Consider the following 23800-nt stretch of genomic DNA (forward strand, 5'->3'; position numbering starts at 1 on the left):
AAGGATGCCTGCCGAAACGCCCCCTCCAAGCCCCCAAGAAGAGGTTAACGATGGTCAATCGCATGCAATTCTACATCGACGGCGCCTGGGTCGATCCCGCCGTCAAGAAGTCCACCGCCGTGATCAATCCAGCGACGGAAGAGGCGATGTACGAGGTTGCGCTGGGCTCCAAGGCCGATGTCGACAAGGCGGTCGCCGCTGCCAAGCGCGCTTTTGCGACGTTCTCCCAGACCAGCCGCGAGGAGCGCGTTGCGCTGCTCACCAAGATCATCGAGATCTACAAGGGCCGTCTGAAGGAAATCGGTGCCGCCGTCTCCGACGAGATGGGCGCGCCGCTGCCGATGGCCGAGAAGCTGCAGGCCGGCGCTGGCCTTGGCCATCTGATGACCACGCTCGACGTGCTCAAGAACTATCATTTCGAGGAGCCGGTCGGCACCGCCATGGTGCTGCGCGAGCCGATCGGGGTGGTCGGCATGATCACGCCCTGGAACTGGCCGCTCAACCAGATCGCCTGCAAGGTCGCGCCTGCGCTCGCCGCCGGCTGCACGATGATCCTGAAGCCGTCGGAGTTCACCCCGACCTCGGCGCTGATCTTCGCGGAAATCCTGCATGAGGCCGGCGTGCCGAAGGGCGTGTTCAATCTCATCAATGGTCTCGGGCCCGAGGTCGGCGCCGCCATGAGCGAGCACCCCGATATCGACATGATCTCCTTCACCGGCTCGACCCGCGCCGGCATCGACGTGGCAAAGCGCGCGGCTCCCACCGTGAAGCGCGTCAGTCAGGAACTCGGCGGCAAGTCGCCGAACGTCATCCTCGAAGGCGCGGACCTGCAGAAGGCGGTGACCGGCGGCGTGATGCACATGTTCAACAACTCCGGCCAGTCCTGCAATGCGCCCTCGCGCATGATCGTGCCGCTGTCGAAGATGAAGGAAGTCGCCGCGATCGCGAAGGCCGTCGCCGACAAGACCAAGGCCGGCGATCCGCGCGGCGAAGGCACCACCATCGGTCCGGTCGTCAATCGCGGCCAGTGGGACAAGATCCAGGCCTTGATCAAGAAGGGCATCGACGAGGGCGCAACGCTCGTCGCCGGCGGCCCGGGCCTGCCCGAGGGCGTCAACAAGGGCTTCTACGTCCGTCCGACCATCTTCGCCGACGTCACCAACGAGATGACGATCGCCCGCGAAGAAATCTTCGGGCCGGTGCTGACCATCATCGGCGCCAAGGACGAAGCCGACGCCGTGCGCATCGCCAACGACACGCCCTATGGTCTCGCCGGCTACGTCTCGGGCCCGACGGTCGATGACGCCAAGCGCGTCGCGCGCCAGATCCGCGCCGGCAACGTCAACCTCCAGGGCGTACCCAACGACCGCACCGCGCCGTTCGGCGGCTACAAGCAGTCCGGCAACGGCCGCGAGTGGGGCAAGTACGGCCTCGAGGACTTCCTCGAAGTGAAGGCGGTCGCCGGCTTCAACGCGGCGTAAGTTTCAGCGACCGAACGAACAAAGCGCCGGAGCGGGAAACCGCTCCGGCGTTTTCGTTTCGTCATTGCGAGCGAAGCGAAGCAATCCAGAATCCTTCCGCGGAGACAGTCTGAATTGCTTCGCTTCGCTCGCAATGACGGAAGAGGGATCTCGTAAGATGGGCAAAGGCGCGCTCTTCGCGTGACGTGCCCACCATCTTTCTTGCGACGAGTAAGAAAGGTGGGCACGCTTTTCGCCTTGCCCCCCTACGAGACCGTCACGGTGGAGAGCCTATCCCCCCACCGCGCCCTGCGTGTTCACATACAGCGCATAGATCGACTGGCTCGCCGCCATGAACAGGCGGTTGCGCTTGACGCCGCCGAAGCAGAGATTGGCGCAGCGTTCGGGCAGGGCGATGCGGCCGATCATGACGCCGTCGGGCGCGAACACGACGACGCCGTCGAGCTCGGGATCGCCCATGCCCCAGCCGCACCAGAGATTGCCGTCGATGTCGCAGCGCATGCCGTCGGGCGTGCCGGGACCTGCGTCGATGTGAACGCGCTTGTTCGAGATCGTGGTGCCTTCAGGCGAGACGTCATAGGCGAGGATCTTTCGGTTCGGCACCCCACGCGATTCCACGACATAGAGGATCTTCTCGTCGGGCGAGAAGCACAGCCCGTTCGGCCCCAGCACACCCTCGGCGACGATGGTCGCCTTGCCGGTCGCGGGATCGAGCCGGTAGACGTTCGGCTCGATCTCGGGCTCGGCCTTGTAGCCCTCGTAATTGCCGAGCAGGCCGAAGGTCGGGTCGGTGAACCAGATCGAGCCGTCCGATTTAACGACGACATCGTTCGGCGAGTTCAACCGCTTGCCGTTGAATTGATCCATCAGCACGGTGATGCTGCCGTCATATTCGGTGCGCACCACGCGACGGCCGCCATGCTCACAGGTGATCAGCCGGCCCTGGCGATCCCTGGTGTTGCCGTTGGCGAAGTTGGAAGGTTTGCGGAACACGCTGACCGCGCCAGTTTCTTCCTCCCATTTGAGGATACGCTGGTTTGGAATATCGCTGCAGAGCAGATAACGCCCGTCGCCGAACCACACCGGCCCTTCGGCCCAGCGCAGGCCGGTCGCCAGCCGCTCCACCGCCGAAAGCTTCAGCCAGTATTTTTCGAAGCGGGGATCGAGTGCTCTTATCGCGGGGTCAGGGTAATAGGTCGCCGGGCGCCAGCCTTGGTTATGGGACGATGCATCGTTCATGTGCGGTTCTCGTTGTTGCGTTCCCTCTGTCCAAGTCTGCTAGCATCAGATATCTACGGCCGCAAATCGGTTGCAACGACGGGGAACGACATGCGCATCTTGATGACGGGAGCTTCGGGCGGGATCGGAACGCGTCTGCGCAAATTGCTGCCGCCGATCTATCCGGACCTCCTGCTGTCCGACATCAAGCCGCCGGCCGATCTCGGAGCGAACGAGCAGTTCAAGGCGGCGGATCTCGCCGATTTGGCGCAGTGCGAGGCGATCTGCGAGGGCGTCGATGGCATCATCCATTTCGGCGGCTATTCGGTCGAAGGCACCTGGGATCAAATCCTTCAGGCCAACATCATCGGCGGCTACAATCTGTTCGAGGCGGCCTACCGCAAGGGCGTCAAGCGCGTGGTGTTCGCCTCGTCGAACCACGCGGTCGGCTTCTATCCGCGCCACCACAAGATCGGCACCGACGTCATGCCGCGCCCCGACGGACGCTACGGCGTCAGCAAGGTGTTCGGCGAGGCGGTCGGTGCGCTCTACGCCGACAAGCACGGGCTGAAGGTGACGTGCCTGCGCATCGGCAATTTCGGCGACATGCCGCTCGACCAGCGCCGGCTCTCGATCTGGCTCAAGCCCGACGATTTGGTGCAGCTCTGCCGCATCGGGCTCGAACATCCCGACATCCATTTCGAAATCTTCTACGGCGCCTCCCTCAACGAGCGCGCCTGGTGGGACAACAGTCGCGCCTACGAACTCGGCTACCGCCCCACGGGACGCGCGGAGGATTTCCGCGAGCACGCGATGGCCGAGCAGGCCAAGCTGAAGCCGGATCCGGTCGGCGATTATTTCCAGGGCGGCGCGTTCTGCAGCATGGAGTTCGACGCCGATCCGAGCCGGATCATCGATTGGACTAAGCGGTAGTCGCCGGCCGGATGATCCACCGCGCGCGCGAGTTGCGCGTCATTTTGCAACGCGCGATTCCTGGTTCTTGGTCACATGCCAGAGCACCACATGGTAGTGCGGCACGTCCACCCCGGGGTGACCCGCGTTGAAGTAGAGGCTGACGTGGTCAACCGGTGCTGCGGATCCCGCTCCCTCCAATGATTTGTGATCGTCGATGTCCTTGTTCGGGACCATGTACACGGTCGCCACCAGACGATCCCTGCGATCGAAGCACAGGAACGGCCCCAGCGGCAACGTGTCGGGCTTCACGAAAATGATGCCGAGGCCCGGAAAGAACTTTGGGAAATTCACGAGATCGCTGACCCGCTTGTATCCGTTTTTTTCGGCGACCTTCCGCTGATTGGGTGGCGGACGAACGGTTTCGTGCTTCCTGCGCGCCTTGGTGCTTCGGTGAGGGGCTGTCCTGATGCGCTCGGCCTTGTCGGCCGGTGGCGTGTTGGACGGTGCGAGTGTCTGCGGCGTCGGCGGAAAGAAGGGAGCAAATTGGGCGGCAGAATGCCTCACATCGGCGATCAAGGCGAGCAACGCAGCCAAGGCTGCGCTCACAAGCGCGTTGCGCATCGACACCTCCCACATTTGCCTGCCAAATCTTGGTCACTTATCCGGATTGCGTTCTCGCCAGCGCAGGAAGTCCCGGAATAATTCTTCCCGGTCTGGCGGATTGTCGCTCGGCTTTCCTTCGAGGAACCGGCCGAACGCCTTGCGAAGCGCGGCCTCGCCGCCGGATTGTTGCTGGAGCCAGCGCTCTGCCGGCCGGAATCGTCGCCATCCGGGGAGCTCCGCGGCCAGGTTCACCTCGCGCCATTTGGGGTGATGTGCGCCCGTTAGAAATTCAGGAAAGCGCGTGAACAATGTCTGGACGAAGAATTCCAGCAACCGAAACCGCTCGCTGCCGCCCGGCCAGTTGTAGGCGAAGAGAGCGGATTTGATCGCGATCGTGTCGACGCTTGCTTCGGCGGCGATCATATTCGGGTAGTCCTTATGGCGGAGCGTCGATGGCAGATAATCTTGTTGCAGCAGCTCCTTGAAGTAGGGGATTGGCAGGAGGTGAATATTGTCGAGCTGCGAGACCTGCGTCAGGAAGTTGACCGGTTTTCCTGAGACGATCAGAGCGGCGGAGAGATCTCCCTTCCTCAGACCATCCAGCGCGGCCTCCGGACCCAAGTTCGTCTCACTGACCTTGATGCCCAGACGGTTCAACACTTCGCGGCCGAGGATAGCGCCGGCACTGCCGTCGTCCCCGAGATCGACCCTCTTTCCCGAAAGCTCCGTCAGGCTTCCGATCTCCGGCCGCGCGAGAAGATGGAACTCTTCGATATGGAGCGGCGCAATGTAGGTCAGCCTGTCTGAAATATCCCCGAAGGTCCTTGTCTGCCGGAGCCGCTCGACCAGAGCGACGGGCGCGATCGCCACGTCGGCGCCTGCGAGAGTGAGCACATCGAGGACGTTGCGGACACCGCCGTTTCCCACCATTGGCAGAACCCGCAATGCGACCTGGCCCTGAGGACCGCTCTCTTGGCCGCCGGCGAGCGTGGTCGCAATGTCCTGAGCGAGCGCGAATTCAGTGCATTGTGGCGTGCCGGTTACGAAGCCCACCGTATACGGGTCCGCAGATCGCGCCGTCTCCTTTCTGGGAGTGCCTTCCTTTCTTGGAGACACTTTCGTGGATTCGCTCGGAGAAGCCGGCAGTCGCTTTTGCGCGAAAGAATCCTGGACCTGCCCGCCAAAGTAGGCCGCTGCAATCAATGCGATGAACAAACCGGCCCGCATCGCTCCGCAGACCCTCATTGTTCAAGCCGCTCGGTCAGCCGTGCGAGGTGACATGTTCGGAGAGACTGTCACCTGCCGCGTCCGAGGTGAGACCGAGGCTAATGCTTGGTCTTCCAACGCGGCCGGGGCAGTGGCGTTCCGTGATGGACGCCTGCAGCAGAAGTTTGCGGACTAGCGCCCGGCCTCGCCCGCGATCCATTCCTGTGCCAGCCGGTGCCCGGAGCCGGAAGGTGCAACTCTATCGGCCGGCCTTATTGACAATCGAGGGGCACGCTGTACCACGATGGTGATCTAGAAGGAGTGGCATGATGACGAGTGGCTTGCGCAAGGGTCTGACGAGCTATGGCGATGCCGGCTTCTCGCTGTTCCTGCGTAAGGCGTTCATCAAGGCGATGGGCTATTCCGACGACGCGCTGCAGCGCCCGATCGTCGGCATCACCAACACCTATAGCGACTACAATCCCTGCCACGGCAACGTCCCGCAGATCATCGAAGCCGCCAAGCGCGGCGTGATGCTGTCGGGCGCGATGCCGTTCGTGTTCCCGACCATCTCGATCGCCGAGAGCTTTGCGCATCCGACCTCGATGTACCTGCGCAACCTGATGGCGATGGACACCGAGGAGATGATCCGGGCCCAGCCAATGGATGCGGTGATCGTGATCGGCGGCTGCGACAAGACGCTGCCGGCGCAGGTGATGGCGGCGATCAGCGCCGACCTGCCGACGGTGGTCATTCCGGTCGGTCCCATGGTGGTCGGCCATCACAAGGGCGAGGTGCTGGGCGCCTGCACCGATTGTCGCCGTCTCTGGGCGAAATATCGCGCCGGCGACATGGACGATGCCGAGATCGAGGCGGTGAACGGCCGCCTCGCGCCATCGGTCGGCACGTGCATGGTGATGGGAACGGCCTCGACGATGGCCTGCATGATCGAGGCGATGGGCCTGTCGCTGCCGATGAGCGCGACGATTCCCGCGCCGCATGCCGAGCGCTTCCGCCTGGCGGAGGCCAGCGGCAAGGTTGCCGCGCAGATGGCCAAGGCCAAGGGGCCGAAGCCGAGCGAAATCTTGACGCCGGCATCGTTCAAGAACGCACAGGTCGTGCTCCAGGCGATCGGCGGCTCGACCAACGGCCTGATCCATCTGACCGCGATGGCGCACCGCTCTCCGCACCGGCTCGATCTCGAAGCGTTCGACCAGATCGGTCGCGAGGTGCCGGTGCTGGTCGATCTCAAGCCGTCCGGCGAGCACTACATGGAGCACTTCCACCACGCCGGCGGCGTGCCGAAATTGCTCGCGCAGCTCGGCGACCTCGTCGATCTCGATGCCAAGACCATCACCGGCCAGACGCTGCGCGATGTCGCGGCGAATGCGGAGGACGTGCCAGGCCAGGATGCGATCCGCCCGCGTAATAATCCGATCAAGAAAGAGGGCGGCCTCGCCATCCTGCACGGCAATCTCGCGCCGCGCGGCGCAGTGATCAAGCAATCGGCTGCGAGCTCGAAATTGTTGCAGCATACCGGGCGCGCGGTGGTGTTCGAATCCGTCGAGGACATGACCTTGCGAGTCGACGATCCCGATCTCGACGTCACCGCCGACGACGTGCTGGTGCTGCGCAATGCCGGCCCCAAAGGTGCGCCGGGCATGCCGGAAGCCGGCTATCTGCCGATTCCGAAGAAGCTCGCGCGCGGCGGCACCAAGGACATGGTGCGCATCTCGGACGCGCGCATGAGCGGCACCGCGTTCGGCACCATCGTGCTGCACATCACCCCGGAATCCGCCGTCGGCGGGCCGCTCGCGCTGGTGCAGAACGGCGACATGATCCGCCTCGATGTGGGCAAGCGCAGCATCGAGCTGCTGGTCGACGCTGCCGAACTGGAGCGGCGTCGCGCTGGCTTGAAGCCGGCGGCTGCGCCCGAGGAGGCACGGCGCGGCTACGCCTGGCTGTTCAACGAGACCATCTTGCAGGCCGACGAGGGCTGCGATTTCGATTTCATGCAGAGGAATGGCCCGTTGAAGGGCTGAGCCAGCGGCCGCGTGGCGGCTATTTCGCCTTGCTGGTGAACTTCTTCACCGCAGCACGGAACGCCTCCGAATTCATGGCCATGATGATCTTGTGCTCCTCGGCATCGAGCTGCTGTTTCACCGGCGTGGTGGCCGCCTGGTAGACCAGCTGCTTGGTGCCGGCGATCGCCGCCGGCGGGTTCTGCGCCAGACGCTCGGCCAGCTGTCGGGTGGCCGCCTTCAGCTCGGTCGCCGGAACGGTCTTGGCGACGAGGCCCCATTCATAGGCCTGCTGCGCGGTAAAATTATCCTCGGCGAGAAAGATCTGCAGCGCCCGGCGCGATCCGACCGTGCCGACGATGCCGACGGTTGAGCCGCCGTCCGGCGACACCCCGATCTTGGCATAGGCCGGCGTGAACTTGGCATCGTCAGCGGCGATGCAGAGGTCGGTGACGAAGGCGAGGCCCATGCCGGCGCCGGCGGCGGAGCCGTGCACGCTGGACAGCGATATCTTCGGCATCCGCCGGAGGATCTCGATGAAAGCGTGATAGTGCTTGAGCAGTTCGCCGACCACCGGCGTCACCGTGCCCCCTTCGGCGGCAGCTCCGATCGTCTGCAAATCGCCGCCGGCGCAGAACGCGCGGCCTTCGCCTTCAAGGACGAGGACGCGGATGTCGTCCGCGCCTTCGATGTAGGCCGCGAGCTGTTCGAGCTTCTGCGCGATCGCAAGATTGATCGCGTTGAACGCGGCGGGCCGGTTGAGCGTGATGGTCGCGATCGGGCCGTCGATCCGCAGCAGGGCGGGATCATCGGGCTTTGAGACGGGAGCTGGCATCTTGAAATCCCCGGCAAGAGGTTCGTAGCTGCAACTAAATCGCAGAAGGCGAGGGGAGACAATCCCCGCGTGGTGCTCTTGCGCCGGGCGAACCGATAGGCTCAAATGAGCCCGCCTTCGCCAAGGGACGGACACGAGCGCCGGCTCCTCGTAAGGCCCGCAACCAAAATCAGCGAGAGAGGAGACGGCATGGGTCACGCTCGTGTCTTCCGGAAATGGGCTGTCCGATGACCGGCGGTCCGGTGATCATCGTCGGGGCCGGCCATGGCGGCTATCAGGTCGCGGCATCCCTGCGTCAGGCGGGCTTTTCCGAGCGCATCTGCCTGATCAACGACGAGGCGCATCTGCCCTATCAGCGGCCGCCCTTGTCCAAGGCCTACATCAAGGGTTCGGCCGGGCCGGAGAGCCTGATGTTCCGCCCCGAGAAGTTCTACCAGGACCAGACGATCGAACTGATCGCCGGCCGCGCCGCCTCAATCGACCGCACGGGGCGCAAGCTGCATCTCGCGTCGGGCGAAACGCTGCCTTACGGCCACCTCGTGCTGGCAACCGGCGCGCGCAACCGCCTGCTCGATCTGCCCAATGCCAACCTGCCCGACGTGAAATATTTGCGTATCCTCGACGACAGCGAGGCGCTGCGGCTGGTCATGCCGTCGAAGAAGCGCGCCGTGATCATCGGCGCCGGTTTCATCGGCCTCGAATTCGCCGCCACCGCCCGGATCAAGGGCCTCGAGGTCGACGTGCTCGAGCTTGCTCCGCGCGTGATGGCGCGCGCCGTGACGGCCGAGGTCTCGGAGTATTTTCAGGAGCGCCACCGCGAAGCCGGCATCCGCATCCATCTCGGCGTGCAGGCCACCTCGATTGAGGCCGAGGGCGGCAAGGTCACCGGCGTCTCCTTGAGCGACGGACGGCATCTGCCGGCCGACCTCGTCGTGGTCGGCGTCGGCGTGCTGCCGAACATCGAGCTCGCAGCCGAGGCCGGGCTTCCGGTCGCGGCCGGCATCATCGTCGACGAATATCTCGCGACGGCTGATCCTGATATTTCGGCGATCGGCGATTGCGCGCTGTTCGCAAGCCCGCGCTTCGGCGGCTCGCTGCGGCTGGAATCGGTGCAGAATGCCACCGATCACGCCCGCTGCCTCGCGGCGCGGCTGACCGGTGACAGGAAGCCTTATGACAGCCATCCCTGGTTCTGGAGCGACCAGGGCGACGACAAGCTCCAGATCGCAGGGCTGACGACCGGCTACGATCGCGTTGTGCTGCGCGGTGATCCCGCGAAGAAGGCGTTTTCCGCATTCTGCTACAAGGGCGATAAGCTGCTCGGCATCGAATCCATCAACCGCGCCGGCGATCACATGTTCGGCCGCCGCTTGCAGGCCATGGATCGCACCATCACGCCGGAGCAGGCCGCAGACGAGAGCTTTGATCTGAAGGGCGCGTTGGCATAAGTGCTTAGCGCTACAACACCGCCGCCACTTCCTTCGCCGTCGGCATCGACGGCCCCGCGCCCATGCGCTGCACGCTGATGGAGGCGGCGGTGTTGGCGAAGGCGAGGGCGGCGCGCAAGGACACATCGTCGGCCAATTGCGCGGCCAGCGCGCCGACGAAACAATCGCCGGCGCCTGTGGTGTCGAGCGCCTTCACCGCGCGCCCCGGCACGGCAATCTCCTCGCGCCCCGCCAGCGCGAGCACGCCGCGCTTGCCGAGCGTGACGCAGATGGTCTGGTCCTCCCGCGCTTGGACCTGCCGCGCCACAGCGATGATCTGTGCGGCCTCGTCGCTCTCGGAGAGCTCGTGGCCGGCGAGGAAGCCGAGCTCCGTCTCGTTCAGCACGAGGATGTCGACGAGTGCAAGCAGCTCGCGGGGCATTGGCTGCGCCGGTGCGGGGTTGAGCAGCGTCGTGGCCGCGGCGGCACGGGCACGCCGGAAGAACGCGGCGATGGCTGGCAGTGGAATCTCGAACTGGCTGACGGCGACGTCGCCGGCCAGCAGCGGCACGACCTCGACGTCGTCAGCGCCGACCAGCCCGTTCGCCCCGGGAATGACGACGATGGTGTTGTCGGCCTCGGCCACGGTGATGATGGCCGTGCCGGTGTGCGCCTCCGCCGTTTCCACGACATAGCCGAGATCGATGCCCTGCCCGCCGAGAAAGGCCTTCAGCTCGCGTCCAAACGAATCCGTCCCCAGCCGTCCGATCAGCGTAGTCCGCGCCCCAAGCCGTGACGCCGCGACCGCCTGGTTGGCGCCCTTGCCGCCCGGAAAATGCAGCACCTGGCGGCCGGCGACGGTCTCGCCGACCCTGGGATGGCGATCGGCGGTCGCCACCACATCCATGTTGATGCTGCCGGCGACGAAGACGCGCCCCATGACACACCCTTCCGACGTCTACACCCTGACCTCGAACTCGTGCCTGACCTTGGCGATGTCGACGAGCGTCGGCAGGCCGGCCTCATTGCCGAGGCGCTGGATCTTGAAGGTCGAGGCGGCGCGGGCGAAATCGAAATGCTCGCGCCAGCTTTTGCCGGGATGGGCGAGGTAGGAATAGACATAGGCGCCGTGGAACACGTCGCCGGCGCCGTTGGTGTCGATCACGCGCTCGCGCGGGATCGGCATCGCCGGCATCACCTGCACCGTCCCTGTTTCGTCGTACCAAAGCAGGCCCTTCTCGCCCATGGTGACGCCGCCGATCTTGCAGCCGCGGCCCTTGAGGTAGTCGAGCATCTTCTCCGGCGTCAGGTCCATCTGCTCGCACAACCGCTCGGCGACGATCGCGACGTCGATGAATTCGAGCAGTTCATGCGTGTTGGTGCGCAGCCCGCCGCCATCGAGCGAAGTCAGGATGCCGGCTTCGCGACACACTTTGGCGTAATGGATTGCAGCATCGGGCTGGTGACCGTCGACATGCAGCGCGCGGCAGCCGCCGAGATTGAGCATCGGAAACGGATGGATGTGCGAGTCATCGCGGCAGCGGACGATGGCGCGCTTGCCGTCCTTGGGCATGATGAAGGAGAGCGAGGACTGGTTGACCTTGCGCCCGTGCAGCGAGATGCCGTACTTCGCGCACATGTCCTGGAACATGCGCCCGAGCCAGTCATTGGCTGCCGTGGCGATCAGATCCGGCACGATGCCGAGCTTGGCGCAGCAGAATGCCGCCGTCACCGCGTTGCCGCCGAAGGAGACCGCGTAGTCCGAGGCCACGTGCTTCTCGTCGCCCGTCGGCATGTGGTCGGTGATGAAGACGACGTCGATATAAGTCTGTCCGATGAAGAGAGCCTGCATTGCTTGTCCGTGATGCGCTTGTGGTCCCGGCCGGCGGAATTACTCTAACACCGGTTCCGCTCCGGAGGGACGCTGAAATTATTCGCAAAACCGCCCCGAAGCGCTTGAGGTCAGCATGGTGGGGGAATACGACCATCACGGGCCAATGCCAAGCCCGGGCAAACGCCGTCTTTCGGTCTGTGGGTTCCATGTCGATCAGAAGGGTACAGGATGATCGCCGGTCTCGATCACATCGTCGTTCTCGTGAGCGATATCGGTGCGGCCAAGACGGCGTATCAGACGCTGCTCGCACGCGCGCCGGCCTGGCAGAACTCGGGCGAGGGCGCTGACCGGGTGCTGTTCACCCTCGACAACATGACCATCGAGCTGATGGCGCCGAGCGGCTTCAGCGTCACCGCCGACCGTATGCGCGCATTGCTCGACGGCCAGGAGGGCGTGCTCGCCAGCCTGTGCTTTCGTGTCGCAGACATCGGCAGGATGCACCGCCGGCTGGAGCGGGTGGCCTTGCGGCCGGACCCGGTCGCCGAGGTCGAAAGCAGCGATGCCGTCACCGAAGCCGTGCTGCGCTGGAAGCGCACCCGCGCCGCCACCGAGCTGACGCGCGGCGTGCGCATGTTCTTCCTCGAACTCGCCGACGAGCGTCCCAAGTCGGTCGCGACCGACATCGCGCCGATCGACGGGCTCGACCACGTCGTCATCACCACCGAGGATTCCGAGCGCGCCGCCGCGCTCTACGGCGCGCGGCTCGGGCTCGATCTCGCGCTCGACCGTTCGCACCAGGATTGGGGACAGCTGATGTTCTTCCGCTGCGGCGACCTCATCGTCGAAGTGGTCCGCCGCCCCGTGGCGGGCGGCGATGCCGCGCATGACCGTCTCTGGGGCCTGAGCTGGCGCGTCGCCGACATCGACGCCACCCGCGCCCGCCTGATCGCGAGCGGACTCGATGTCTCCGAGGTGCGCAACGGCCGCAAGCCGGGCACGCGGATCATGACGGTGCGGAGCGGGACGTGCGGGATCCAGACGGTGCTGCTGGAACGGTCGCCGAAGCCGGTGGATTAGGGCGGTCTCTCCTCCGTCATTGCGAGGAGCCCTTGCGACGAAGCAAATCCAGACTGTTGCCGCGGCGGCATGGATTGCCTCGCTTCGCTCGCAATGACGGTGTTGAGGCAGATGCCCGCTTCACTTCTATGCGGCGGGCTGGGCGCGTGTTACACGCGTACCTGGACCACCCAGCGAGCACCCGGTTTGGCGACAGCAAAGGCAAAGCGACCCCTGAAATGGCAGCGCGACCCCGAGGGGATGCGGCTGCGCATTCTCGAAGCCGCCAAGCAGGAGTTTTCCGCCCATGGGCTCGCCGGCGCGCGCGTCGACCGTATCGCGGCCAAGGCCGGCGCCAACAAGCGCATGCTGTACTATCACGTCGGCAACAAGGACGAGCTGTATCTCGCCGTGCTCGAGGGCGCCTATGACAAGATCCGCAGCGAGGAGCGCGGGCTCGATCTCGAACATCTCGATCCGCCCGAGGCGATCCGCCGCCTGATCGAGTTCACCTGGAATTACTTCCTGCGCAATCCGGAATTCCTGTCGTTGCTCCAGACAGAGAACCTTGCCCGCGCAAAGCACCTGAAGAAATCGACCAAGGTCAAGTCGATGCACTCGCCCTTCGTCGAGATGATCCGCACCGTGGTGCGCCGCGGCGTCGAGTCTGGCGACTTCCAGGTCGCCGTCGACCCGGTGCAGCTCTACATCTCGATCGCGGCGCTGAGCTTCTTCTATCTCTCCAACTCGGCGACGCTCAGCGTGATCTTCGGCCGCGATCTCTTGGACAAGAAGGCCAAGGATGAGCGGCTGGCCCATATGGTCGGCCTCGTGCTCGCGGCGCTGACGGGACGCTCGGCAGAACTGTTCGAGATTGCGAAGGCGCCGAACCCGCGCACGGCCGTGGTGCAGACGGTGTAGCCAAATCCTCCGCTGTCATCGCCCAAGGCGATCCAGTACTCGAGAGGCCGCCGCGTACTGGATTTCTCGCTTTCGCGGGGAATGACACCGAGGGTGGGCGGTCTCGTGCCCCGGACGCAGCGCAGCACGCAAGGGATGCGCTGCAGAGCCGGGGCCCACGCAACTGCGGAGCGCGGGGCCTCTGGATCCCGGCTTTGCGGGGCAACGCCAAAGAGCGTTGCAGCGCGTCCGGGACAGGAGAGCGCCGGCGCCACTCTCCCCAAACACCCGGAACCCGCCGCAAACGTCACAGGGAATCCTCTGGACAGTATTTATCCAACGGGTTAATTTCTCCCCGCAACGAAGAAAATGCCGGGAGTGAAAATTGGCCGAGCCAAAGCCGCAAGGTGCGGTGTCCAAGATGCTGAATGCGGCCTGGGTTCGGCCGTTCTTGTTCCTGGTCTTCATCGTCGTGGCCTGGGATCTTTCGATCCGCCTGTTCAAGATCCCGGCCTACCAGATCCCGTCGCCGGCCGACGTCGTCGCGGTGCTGCGCACTGAATGGCCGGAGCTGCTGCGCCAGTCCTGGCCGACCACCTATGCGACCGTCTGCGGCTTCCTGCTGTCGGCGCTGTTCGGCATTCCCGTCGCGATGCTGATCGCGGGCTCGAAGACGGTGGAGAGCTACGTTTATCCGTTGCTGGTATTCTCGCAATCCGTGCCGAAGATCGCGATCGCGCCGCTGTTCGTGGTGTGGTTCGGCTTCGGCATCATTCCCAAGGTGATCTCGGCCTTCCTGCTCGGCTTCTTCCCCGTGGTGGTTTCGGCCGTGCAGGGCTTCAAATCAGTCGATCCTGACATGGTCGATCTCGCCCGCGCGTTGCAGGGCAGCCGCTTCCAGGTGTTCCGCACGGTGAACCTGCCGCATGCGCTGCCGGCGATCTTCTCCGGCCTCAAGGTGTCGGTGACGCTCGCCGTGGTCGGCGCCGTCGTCGGCGAGTTCGTCGGCTCCAATTCCGGCATCGGCTACGTCATGCAGCGTTCGATCGGCACGTTCGACCTGCCGACGATGTTCGCGGCGCTGGTGATCCTGGCGCTGCTCGGCGTGATCCTGTTCTGGATGGTCGACCGGATCGAGAAGCTGGTCATTCCCTGGCATGTCAGCCAGCGCGAGGACGTGATTTTCGCGTCTTAATTCAAGCAACGGTCACCAACGGCCGAAACATAACGACGAGGGAGAGTGACGATGAAGCGGTGGATTGGGGCTGCATCAGTGGCGCTGCTGGCGTTTGCAGCCGTGCCGGCGCAGGCGGCCGACAAGGTCGTGCTGATGCTGAACTGGTACGTCTATGGCGAGCACGCGCCGTTCTACTACGGCAGGGCCAAGGGCATCTATGCCGCCGAAGGCATCGACCTCGAGATCCAGGAAGGCCGCGGCTCCGCGGCGACCACGCAGGCCGTCGCCGCCAAGACTGCGGACTTCGGCTATGTCGACGTGCCCACCATGATGCGCGCGGCGATCAAGGGCGCGCCTGTGGTCGCGACCGGCGTGCTGCTGCAGACCAGCCCGATGTCCGCGATGGGCTTCGTCGACAAGAACATCAAAAAGCCCGAAGACATCAAGGGTAAGACGGTGGCGATCACGCCGGCCGACTCCATGACGCAGATCTGGCCACTGTTCCTGAAGAAGACCGGCCTGAAGGAGAGCGACTTCAAGACCGTCGCCGGCGACGGCCAGACCAAGCTCAACGCCGTCATCAACGGCCAGGCCGATCTCCTGCTCGGCTACGTCATGGACCAGTCGATGAAGATCAAGGACGCCACCGGCAAGGAGGTCTATCCGATCAAGTTCGCCGACTACGGCATCAACATGGTTTCCTCCGGCATCATCGCCAATTCCGACTATGTGAAAGCCAATGCCGATCTCGTCCGCCGCTTCATGTCGGCGACGACCAAGGCGGTCGAAGCTGCCGAGAAGGAGCCGAAGGCCGCGGCACAATCGATCCTCGATGCCAATCCGAAGGGCGGCAAGATCGATACGCTGACTGAGGGATTTGAGCTGACCATCCCGCTCTACCGGACCGCGGAAACAAAGAGCAAGCGGCCGTTCCAGGTCACCGACCAGAACATGACCGAGACCGTCAATCTGCTGGTCGAATATGGCGGTCTCGATGCCAAGGCCAAGGAGAACCCCAGGGCATTCTACACCAACGATTACCTGCCCAAGAGTGGCTCGTGAAACCTGCGACAGTCATGAACGAAGCCGTGCAGCCGGCCGCGCATCTGAGATTGGTGAGCGACCGGGCCGGCGATGCGTCTGGTATCAATCTATCAGGCGTGTCCAAAACCTACCGGACGCGCGACGGCGATGTGCCGTCGCTGCGGCCGCTCGACTTCCACATCAATGACGGCGAGTTCTTCGTCGTGGTCGGCCCCTCCGGCTGCGGCAAGTCCACGCTGCTCAAGCTGATCTCGGGCCTGCTGCCGCCGACCACGGGCGAGATCCTGGTCGAAGGTGAGAAGGTCACGACGCCGCACGGCAATGTCGGCATCGTGTTCCAGAACGCGCTGCTCTTGCCTTGGCGCAACATCCTCAACAACGTGATGCTGCCGATCGACATGAAGCGCCTGGCCCGGGACAAATACCTCGCCCGCGCCAAGGAGCTCTTGAAGCTGGTCGGCCTCGAAGGCTTCGAGAAGAAGCTGCCGTGGCAACTCTCCGGCGGGATGCAGCAACGCGCCTCGATCTGCCGTGCGCTGGTACACGATCCCAAGATCATGCTGATGGACGAGCCGTTCGGCGCGCTCGATGCGCTGACCCGCGAGCGCATGAACGTCGAGCTGATGCGGATCCAGCGCGAGACGAAGAAGACGGTGCTGCTGATCACGCACTCGATTCCCGAGGCCGTGTTTCTCGCCGACCGCGTGCTGGTCATGACCGAACGTCCCGGCGCGGTCGCCGCGATCTACGACGTGCCGCTGCCGCGCCCGCGCTCGCTCGATGTGATGGCCGATCCTGTTTTCACCGAGCTCGTGCAACGCATCCGCAAGCATTTCTTCTCGCAAGGTGCACTGGACTGACGATCATGTCACCCCGCCTGAAGCTGCGAGACATCGCCTTTTTCGAACGCCCCGTGCATTTCGCGCGGCCGTTCCGCTTCGGCGCCGTCACCATCAACGCGACACCGCAGCTGTTCGTCCGGGTCGAGATCGAGGTCGAGGGCAGGGGGAGCGCGGTCGGCGCCAGTGCCGAGCTGCTGGTGCCGAAATGGTTCGACAAGCGGCCGGAGCTGTCGCCGGCGCAGACGGTAGATGGGCTGCGACGGTCGCTCGAGATTGCGCGCGGGCTCTATCTGGCGCGCAGCCTGTATCAGACCGCCTTCGATCTGCATGCCTCGTGCATCGGCGCGCAGATCGCGACGTGTGCGAATAAGAACATTCCGGCGCTTGCTGCGGCTTATGGCCCCGCCGAGATCGACAAGGCCATTCTCGATGCGCTGCTCCGCGCCCTCGCGACCAACTTCTTTGATGGCATGGCCGGCAATATCGCCGGCATTGATACGCGGCTGTCTCCTGATCTGAGCGAGAGGGACATCAGGACGTTTCTCTCCGGCCGTGTGCCGCTGGAGCGTGTTGCCGTCAGGCACACCGTCGGCCTTGATGATGCGGTGGAAGGTGAGGGCGGTGTTGCCGATCCACGCGAGAACGCCGGTGCTCGCTACTTCAAGCTCAAGCTGTCGGGCGAGCCTGCAGCCGATGCCGCGCGTCTGGCGCGTATCGGCAAGGAGCTCGACACGCTCGGGCGCGACTCCAAGGTGACGCTCGACGCCAACGAGCAGTATGCGGATCTCGCTGCGTTGGAGGCGCTGATGGACCGGCTCGATCATGACGCCGCGTTACGCCCGATCGCCGCGCGCCTGCTCTATGTCGAGCAGCCGATGCCGCGCGATATCACGCGACAATCGCCGCTGGGACCGCTGGCCTCGCACGGCTTCATCATCGACGAGGCCGACGATTCCTACGATGCCTTCGCCGCCGCGCGTGCGCTGGGCTATTGCGGCATTTCGTCAAAATCCTGCAAGGGACTCTATAAGTCGGTGGTCAACGCGACACGCGCGGCGAAATGGAGCGCGGACGGCGTGCGGTTCTTCGTGACTGGTGAAGATCTAACCTGTCAGGCCGGCCTCGCCGTGCAGCAGGATCTCGCGCTCGCTGCGTTCATCGGCGCCACCCATGCCGAACGCAACGGCCACCACTATGTCGATGGCTTCGGCGACACGCCGGCCGCGGAAGCGCAAGCCTTCGCGGCCGCGCATCCCGATCTCTATGCCGACGCCGGGCAGGGCATCAGGCTCAAAATTCACGACGGCGATCTCCTGACGGGATCGCTTCACGCAACGGGCTTTGCGTCCTCGGTCCATCCGGAGTGGTCGGCGCTCCGTCCGCTCGAACAGCCAAAATCACTTCAGGAGTATCTGGCATGACCACCCAACGCCTCGGCCTCATCATGAACGGCGTCACCGGCCGAATGGGGCTCAACCAGCATCTGATCCGCTCGATCGTGGCGATCCGCGACCAGGGCGGTGTCCGCCTGAAGAACGGCGACCGCGTCATGCCCGATCCGATCCTGGTCGGCCGCAACGCCGAGAAGGTCGAGGCGCTTGCGAAGCGCTACAACATCACGCGCTGGACCACCGACCTCGATGCCGCGCTTGCCGACAAGAACGACACCATGTTCTTCGACGCCGCGACCACGCAGGCCCGGCCGGGCCTGCTGACCCAGGCCATCAATGCCGGCAAGCACGTCTATTGCGAGAAGCCGATCGCGACCAATTTCGAGGAAGCCGTCGAGGTCGTGAAGCTCGCGAACGCCAAGGGCGTCAAGCACGGCACGGTGCAGGACAAGCTGTTCCTGCCCGGCCTGAAGAAGATCGCCTTCCTGCGCGACTCCGGCTTCTTCGGCCGTATCCTGTCGGTACGCGGCGAGTTCGGCTATTGGGTATTCGAAGGCGGCTGGCAGGAGGCGCAGCGGCCGTCCTGGAATTATCGCAGCGAGGACGGCGGCGGCATCATCCTGGATATGGTCTGCCACTGGCGCTACGTGCTCGACAACCTCTTCGGCAATGTTCAGAGCGTCAGCTGCATCGGCAACACCGATATCCTCGAACGCTTCGACTCGCAGGGCAAGAAGTACAAGGCGACTGCGGATGATTCAGCTTACGCGACGTTCCAGCTCGAGGGCGGCATCATCGCTCACATCAACATGTCCTGGGTGACGCGGGTCTACCGCGACGACCTCGTCACCTTCCAGGTCGACGGCACGCTGGGCTCGGCCGTCGCGGGGCTCACCGACTGCATGATCCAGGCGCGGCAGGCGACGCCTCGTCCGGTGTGGAATCCCGACGAGAAGCGGCTGCACGATTTCTACGGCGACTGGCAGAAGATGCCCGATAACGTCACCTACGATAACGGCTTCAAGGAACAGTGGGAAATGTTCATTCGCCACGTCTACGAGGGCGCTCCTTACAAGTTCACGCTGCTCGAAGGCGCCAAGGGCGTGCAGCTTGCCGAATGCGCGCTGAAGAGCTGGAAGGAGCGGCGCTGGGTCGATGTCGCCCCGATCAAAGTGTAAGGTCAGAAATCTGCTAAGCCGTCATTGCGAGCGGAGCGAAGCAATCCAGATCTTTCTGCAGAGTCAGTCTGGATTGCTTCGTCGCTTCGTTCCTCGCAATGACGGGGAGAGGTCAGAAATCATGAACAAGCCCGTCCAGCCGATGTCGTCATTGTCGCTGAAGCTGCCGAAGGCCGATCGCTCGCTTGAGACCTACCGGCTCGCGGCCTCGCGCACGTTCCCCAAAAAGCTCGAGGGGCCGCTCAACCGCATCGCCTTCTCGGCCGTGCACACGGTGGCCGATCCCTTCGCCGACAATGATCCCTGGCTGTCGGTTGCCGTCGACTGGGACAAGACCATTGCCTTCCGCGAGCATGTCTGGGACCTCGGTCTCGGCGTTGCCGAAGCCATGGACACCGCGCAGCGTGGCATGGGGCTGGACTGGCCAACCTCGCTGGAGCTGATCACCCGCTCGGTCGGCGCCGCCAAGCGGCGCAATGCGCTGGTGTTCTCCGGTGCAGGCACGGATCATCTCGCCGTGGAGGATGCCAGGAGTCTCGACGACGTCATCCGCGCCTATGAGGAGCAGATCTCGGCGGTCGAGAAGGTCGGTGGCCGCATCATCCTGATGGCCTCGCGCGCGCTGGCCAAACTGGGGCGCAACGCCGAGGATTACGCCAGGGTCTATGACCGCGTGCTCTCGCAAGTCCGTGAGCCCGTCATCATCCACTGGCTCGGCGACATGTTCGATCCGGCGCTGACGGGATACTGGGGCACCAAGGATATCGACAAGGCGATGGACACGGCGGTCGCCATCATCAACGGCAATGCCGCCAAGGTCGACGGCGTCAAGGTCTCGCTGCTCGACAAGCAGCGCGAGATCGACATGCGCCGTCGCCTCGACGAGCGCATCAAGATGTACACCGGCGACGATTTCAATTACGCGGAGCTGATTGCCGGCGATAGCCAAGGCTTTTCGCACGCGCTGCTCGGCATCTTCGATGCCATCGCTCCGGCGGCGTCCTATGCATTGTCACGGCTGGCGGCCGGGGACGAGGCTGGCTTCCACGATGTGCTGGGACCGACGGTGCCGCTGTCGCGTCACATCTTCAAGGCGCCGACGCGCTTTTACAAGACCGGCGTGGTGTTCATGGCGTATCTCAACGGCCATCAGGATCATTTCACCATGGTCGGGGGACAGGAGAGCACGCGCTCCACGTTGCATCTGGCCGAGCTGTTCCGTCTCGCCGACAGGGCCGGCTTGCTCGCCAATCCCGAACTCGCGACGCAGCGGATGAAGACCGTGCTCGCCACCCACGGTATCGAACCCTGATGCGCGACTTTTCGTCCGACCATCGCTGGCTGTCGCTGAACACGGCGACAGTCCGCAAGCAGGGAGATCTCGTCGAGATCATCGATGCCTGTGCGAAGCATGGCATCCGCGCCATCGATCCCTGGCGCGACCAGGTCGCGACCATCGGGCTCGACCGTGCCGCGCGCGCGGTGCGCGATGCCGGCCTTGATCTCTCAGGCTATTGCCGCGGCGGCATGTTCACCTCGGACGCCTCGCGCCGGGGCGAGGTGCGCGACGACAATCGCCGCTGCGTCGACGAGGCCAAGGCGCTGGGCGCCTCCTGCATCGTCCTCGTCGTCGGCGGCCTGCCGCAATATTCGCGGCCGGGCAGCGAGGCGTCGAAGGACATCGCCGCGGCGCGCGGGCAGGTCGAGGAAGCGCTCGCCGAGATGCTCGACTACGCGAGACAGGCAAAGCTGCCGCTGGCGATCGAGCCCTTGCACCCTGCCTATGCGGCCGACCGTGCTTGCGTGAACACCACGAAACAGGCGCTCGACATCTGCGACCGGCTCGATCCCGGCCGCAGCGGCATGCTCGGGGTCGCGCTCGACGTCTATCACATCTGGTGGGACCCGGAGCTGATGGGCCAGATCGCGCGCGCCGGCCGGGATCGATTGCTCGCCTTCCACGTCTGCGACTGGCTGGTGCCGACCAAAGACATCCTCAACGACCGCGGCATGATGGGCGACGGCGTCATCGACATCAAAGCGGTGCGTCAGGCAGTCGAGGCGCAGGGCTATGCCGGCTTTTCGGAGATCGAGATCTTCTCCAACGACTGGTGGAGCAAGCCGATGGACGAGGTGCTCCGGACCTGCATTTCGCGGCACAAGACGGTGGTTTAGATTACGATCTCGGTGACTCAGGGGAGCGCTCCCTCGATTTTCGATGCGACAGAGCGCTCCGACACGTCATTAGGCGCGACCGATCCGTGTAGCAGGTGTGATCGTCTACGAGTGCAGCGGTCTGATGTTCTGGTTCATGTGGAAGAAGTTCGTCGGATCGTACTTGGTCTTCAAGGCGACGAGGCGGTCGTAGTTGTCACCGTAAGTAGCCCTAAGTCTGCTGTCGTCTCCATCCTCCATCATGAAATTCACATAGCCGCCGTCGGCCGAGTAAGGATGCACGGCCTCCCAATAGCCCTTGGTCCAGCGCGTGATTTCGCCTGCTTTTTGCGGATTGGGATCGATGCCGGCGATGACCATCGACCAGGTCGCGTCGCGCGTGTTCCAGGCGGTGTCGCTCTTGCCGACGCGGTGGACGGCGCCATCGATCGGATAGAGATGCATGAGCGACAGCGGGCTCGGTGCTTTCCGGGCCTGCTCGATATGGGCGTCAATTGCTTCGTCGGTCAGTTCTTTCACGAAATCGCCGCGCCAGTACCACTGCAGACCTTTCGGGAAGAACGGATCGAACATGGACTGGAGCGCCGGATAGGGCATCTCGCCCATCCAATTGAAGAGCGGCGGGGGCAGCTCACCGAGCAACCCCGCTATGATCGCCTTGCCGTCTTCTGCCGGACCATTATAGCACGCAATGATGGCGCAGGCATGCTTGCCCTGATGATCCGGCGGGAACGGGTCCATCGGCGGAACGGTCTTCAAGCCAACAAAGGCCCCGAGCTCCTCGGGAGCGCTGCGGAGGAAATCCCTGTACTTCTGCATCACGGTCCGGGCATTTTCGAGACTCCAGAAGATTGGACCGGCATATACCATCTTCACGGGATGAGCCTGGAACAGGAAGCTCGTCACGATGCCGAAATTGCCGCCGCCCCCGCGCAGGCCCCAATAAAGGTCGGCGTTCTCCGACTTGTTGGCGGTGACGATGCGTCCATCGGCGAGCACGACATCAGCCTCAAGGAGATTGTCGATGGTGAGGCCATACTTGCGGGTGAGGTATCCTGTGCCGCCGCCGAGCGTAAGGCCGGCGATCCCAGTGGTCGATACAATGCCGGCCGGCACGGCAAGCCCGTAGATATGCGTGGCGTGGTCGACATCGCCTTGCGAGCAGCCGGGACCGACGCGGACGGTACGAGCGCCGGGATCGACCCGCACGCCTTTCATCATCGACATGTCGATCATCAGTCCGTCTTCGACACTGCTGAGGCCCGGCCCATTGTGGCCGCCTCCGCGGATCGCGACCTGAAGATCATTGTCCCTTGCAAAATTGACCGCTGCGACGACATCAGCAACGTCGGCGCACCGTGCGATCATCATTGGACTCTTGTCGATCATTCCGTTGTAGAGGCTCCGCACGGCGTCGTAGTCGGCATCCATTCGCCTGATAACCGGGCCGCGCATATTGCCGATGAAGGTTTCGGTGGCCATGCTCTGCATGATGTCCTCCTATTCCACCCATGATCGGTCATTGGGTCGGAGGTTGCTCGCAGGGCTCCTCGAACGTTCTCCGCCCCTCATGAAAAGATAGATCAAGCGCAGCGCGATGGCTATCGCAAATCGACTACGCGTATGCGTCTATTCGGAGATCGAGATCTTCTCCAACGACTGGTGGGGCAAGCCGATGAACGAGGTGCTGCGCACCTGCATCGAACGGTAGAACGGACATTGGTTGGACTTGCTGCCCGCTCGACCCGGTCGCGAATGCCCCATCGCGAGCCAGAACACAGGCGAAGCAGCGAGCTGGTCGGAGTACCACCGATGATGATGCGGACCATCAGCTTTCAGGCAGAATAACATCATCCCGATGCCGCAGCCGCGCCACAGTCTGTGCCAGATCGGATGCGGTAATCAATGGCATCAACGATCAGCAGGCACGGCGGATGTACCCATGCCTGTTGATCTTGAATGGCCCCGACGTGCAACCGTCGGGGCCATTGTTGTAGTAAGCGTGACAAGGCCGGCAAGCTTTGCCGAGGGCACCGGCGTGATTTATTGCGGCGAAAGCCGCCAGGGACGATCCTACGATTCAATGCGCTGGGCCAAGCCAGTGTTGCGATTAAATTCGCTGGCGCGACCGATCGGTGAAAAGTCAGACGATTGCGCTATCATGGATTCACCGGCGAATCCCGGACTATCACTCGTCAATTCGATCTGCGAAGCTCTGACCACACAAATGCGCTTGTGAACAAGCAGGCGCGAAGGGAGGTTCGCAGTGGAGAAAGTGCGACGCTTGCGTGCGATGAGCTCTCTGTGCCGCCAACAGGCCGCGTACAACAGCATGAACAAGTGGAAGCTGCTCGCAAAAGCAGAATACTGGGATCATCTGGCTGATCTCGAGCTGTCTTCTCACTACCAACAATGCAACGCCATTGGCTCGAATGAGATCGAGCAGCCTCAAGCGATCACAAGCACGAATGATGCTGGGCGGTAGACGATTTCCGCA

At 63.8% G+C, this 23800-nt stretch carries 22 protein-coding genes; 15 read left to right on the plus strand and 7 right to left on the minus strand.

Features of this window, described 5'->3' with window-relative positions; genetic code table 11:
- The first annotated feature begins 50 nt into the window (after window positions 1–50).
- Window positions 51–1481: an aldehyde dehydrogenase family protein gene (locus P6U28_RS06555; protein WP_407121969.1), complete on the plus strand. Its 1431-nt coding sequence runs from the start codon at window positions 51–53 to the stop codon at window positions 1479–1481.
- A 270-nt stretch (window positions 1482–1751) separates the two neighbouring features.
- Here P6U28_RS06555 and P6U28_RS06560 read toward each other — a convergent pair whose 3' ends face one another.
- The gene (locus P6U28_RS06560; protein WP_129145826.1) at window positions 1752–2720 is read right to left on the minus strand and encodes an SMP-30/gluconolactonase/LRE family protein; all 969 of its coding nucleotides are present in this window, start codon (window positions 2718–2720) and stop codon (window positions 1752–1754) included.
- A gap of 90 nt (window positions 2721–2810) precedes the next feature.
- Here P6U28_RS06560 and P6U28_RS06565 point away from each other — a divergent pair, with 90 nt between their 5' ends.
- Window positions 2811–3632, plus strand: a complete 822-nt coding sequence (locus P6U28_RS06565; RefSeq protein WP_129145827.1) for an NAD(P)-dependent oxidoreductase — start codon at window positions 2811–2813, stop codon at window positions 3630–3632.
- A gap of 39 nt (window positions 3633–3671) precedes the next feature.
- Here the strand turns inward: P6U28_RS06565 and P6U28_RS06570 are convergent, their stop codons facing one another.
- Entirely contained in the window at window positions 3672–4235 is a 564-nt protein-coding gene (locus P6U28_RS06570) for a hypothetical protein (protein ID WP_407121970.1), read from the minus strand.
- Between the two features lie 33 nt (window positions 4236–4268).
- Window positions 4269–5432, minus strand: a complete 1164-nt coding sequence (locus tag P6U28_RS06575; protein WP_407121971.1) for a TAXI family TRAP transporter solute-binding subunit — start codon at window positions 5430–5432, stop codon at window positions 4269–4271.
- Window positions 5433–5752: 320 nt separating this feature from the next.
- Here P6U28_RS06575 and P6U28_RS06580 point away from each other — a divergent pair, with 320 nt between their 5' ends.
- Window positions 5753–7465, plus strand: coding sequence for an IlvD/Edd family dehydratase (locus tag P6U28_RS06580; protein ID WP_164937215.1), 1713 nt, complete (start codon window positions 5753–5755; stop codon window positions 7463–7465).
- 19 nt (window positions 7466–7484) lie between these two features.
- Here the strand turns inward: P6U28_RS06580 and P6U28_RS06585 are convergent, their stop codons facing one another.
- Complete coding sequence (locus tag P6U28_RS06585) at window positions 7485–8279, minus strand: enoyl-CoA hydratase/isomerase family protein (RefSeq protein ID WP_407121972.1); 795 nt, start codon at window positions 8277–8279, stop codon at window positions 7485–7487.
- A 227-nt stretch (window positions 8280–8506) separates the two neighbouring features.
- Here P6U28_RS06585 and P6U28_RS06590 point away from each other — a divergent pair, with 227 nt between their 5' ends.
- A complete protein-coding gene (locus P6U28_RS06590; protein ID WP_129145832.1) occupies window positions 8507–9727 on the plus strand; it encodes an NAD(P)/FAD-dependent oxidoreductase in 1221 nt (406 codons plus the stop codon).
- A gap of 10 nt (window positions 9728–9737) precedes the next feature.
- Here the strand turns inward: P6U28_RS06590 and P6U28_RS06595 are convergent, their stop codons facing one another.
- Both P6U28_RS06595 and P6U28_RS06600 read right to left on the minus strand, forming a co-directional pair.
- Complete coding sequence (locus P6U28_RS06595; RefSeq protein ID WP_407121973.1) at window positions 9738–10646, minus strand: ribokinase; 909 nt, start codon at window positions 10644–10646, stop codon at window positions 9738–9740.
- 18 nt (window positions 10647–10664) lie between these two features.
- Window positions 10665–11558 (minus strand): sugar kinase, encoded by an 894-nt coding sequence (locus P6U28_RS06600; protein WP_122404354.1) that lies wholly within the window; start codon window positions 11556–11558, stop codon window positions 10665–10667.
- A 210-nt stretch (window positions 11559–11768) separates the two neighbouring features.
- On the opposite strand from P6U28_RS06600, the gene P6U28_RS06605 reads away from it, so the two are divergent.
- The 9 genes from P6U28_RS06605 (at window position 11769) to P6U28_RS06645 (ending at window position 21303) form a co-directional block, all read left to right on the plus strand.
- The gene (locus P6U28_RS06605; protein ID WP_129145834.1) at window positions 11769–12617 is read left to right on the plus strand and encodes a VOC family protein; all 849 of its coding nucleotides are present in this window, start codon (window positions 11769–11771) and stop codon (window positions 12615–12617) included.
- Window positions 12618–12857: 240 nt separating this feature from the next.
- The gene (locus P6U28_RS06610; RefSeq protein WP_129145838.1) at window positions 12858–13517 is read left to right on the plus strand and encodes a TetR/AcrR family transcriptional regulator; all 660 of its coding nucleotides are present in this window, start codon (window positions 12858–12860) and stop codon (window positions 13515–13517) included.
- A 364-nt stretch (window positions 13518–13881) separates the two neighbouring features.
- Window positions 13882–14691, plus strand: coding sequence for an ABC transporter permease (locus P6U28_RS06615; RefSeq protein WP_407121974.1), 810 nt, complete (start codon window positions 13882–13884; stop codon window positions 14689–14691).
- Window positions 14692–14742: 51 nt separating this feature from the next.
- On the plus strand, window positions 14743–15735 hold the full coding sequence (locus P6U28_RS06620) for an ABC transporter substrate-binding protein (RefSeq protein ID WP_162500381.1): 993 nt from the start codon (window positions 14743–14745) through the stop codon (window positions 15733–15735).
- Window positions 15736–15749: 14 nt separating this feature from the next.
- Window positions 15750–16577 (plus strand): ABC transporter ATP-binding protein, encoded by an 828-nt coding sequence (locus P6U28_RS06625; RefSeq protein WP_245162990.1) that lies wholly within the window; start codon window positions 15750–15752, stop codon window positions 16575–16577.
- A 5-nt stretch (window positions 16578–16582) separates the two neighbouring features.
- Window positions 16583–17980, plus strand: coding sequence for a hypothetical protein (locus tag P6U28_RS06630; RefSeq protein WP_122404348.1), 1398 nt, complete (start codon window positions 16583–16585; stop codon window positions 17978–17980).
- Window positions 17977–19128, plus strand: coding sequence for a Gfo/Idh/MocA family protein (locus P6U28_RS06635; protein WP_407121975.1), 1152 nt, complete (start codon window positions 17977–17979; stop codon window positions 19126–19128). The genes P6U28_RS06630 and P6U28_RS06635 overlap by 4 nt, the downstream gene beginning before the upstream one ends.
- A 121-nt stretch (window positions 19129–19249) precedes the next feature.
- Window positions 19250–20440, plus strand: coding sequence for a dihydrodipicolinate synthase family protein (locus tag P6U28_RS06640; protein ID WP_122404346.1), 1191 nt, complete (start codon window positions 19250–19252; stop codon window positions 20438–20440).
- Window positions 20440–21303: a sugar phosphate isomerase/epimerase gene (locus P6U28_RS06645; RefSeq protein WP_122404345.1), complete on the plus strand. Its 864-nt coding sequence runs from the start codon at window positions 20440–20442 to the stop codon at window positions 21301–21303. Before P6U28_RS06640 ends, P6U28_RS06645 begins: the two co-directional genes overlap by 1 nt.
- A gap of 105 nt (window positions 21304–21408) precedes the next feature.
- Here the strand turns inward: P6U28_RS06645 and P6U28_RS06650 are convergent, their stop codons facing one another.
- Window positions 21409–22794, minus strand: coding sequence for an FAD-binding oxidoreductase (locus tag P6U28_RS06650; protein ID WP_122404344.1), 1386 nt, complete (start codon window positions 22792–22794; stop codon window positions 21409–21411).
- Window positions 22795–23245: 451 nt separating this feature from the next.
- Between P6U28_RS06650 and P6U28_RS06655 the strand changes: the two genes are divergently transcribed.
- Complete coding sequence (locus P6U28_RS06655) at window positions 23246–23542, plus strand: hypothetical protein (RefSeq protein ID WP_162500380.1); 297 nt, start codon at window positions 23246–23248, stop codon at window positions 23540–23542.
- Window positions 23543–23569: 27 nt separating this feature from the next.
- Complete coding sequence (locus P6U28_RS06660; protein WP_122404343.1) at window positions 23570–23788, plus strand: hypothetical protein; 219 nt, start codon at window positions 23570–23572, stop codon at window positions 23786–23788.
- Window positions 23789–23800 lie beyond the last annotated feature (12 nt).

It is taken from the genome of Bradyrhizobium sp. STM 3561 (assembly GCF_045571455.1).
Taxonomy (GTDB): Bacteria; Pseudomonadota; Alphaproteobacteria; order Rhizobiales; family Xanthobacteraceae; genus Bradyrhizobium; species Bradyrhizobium vignae.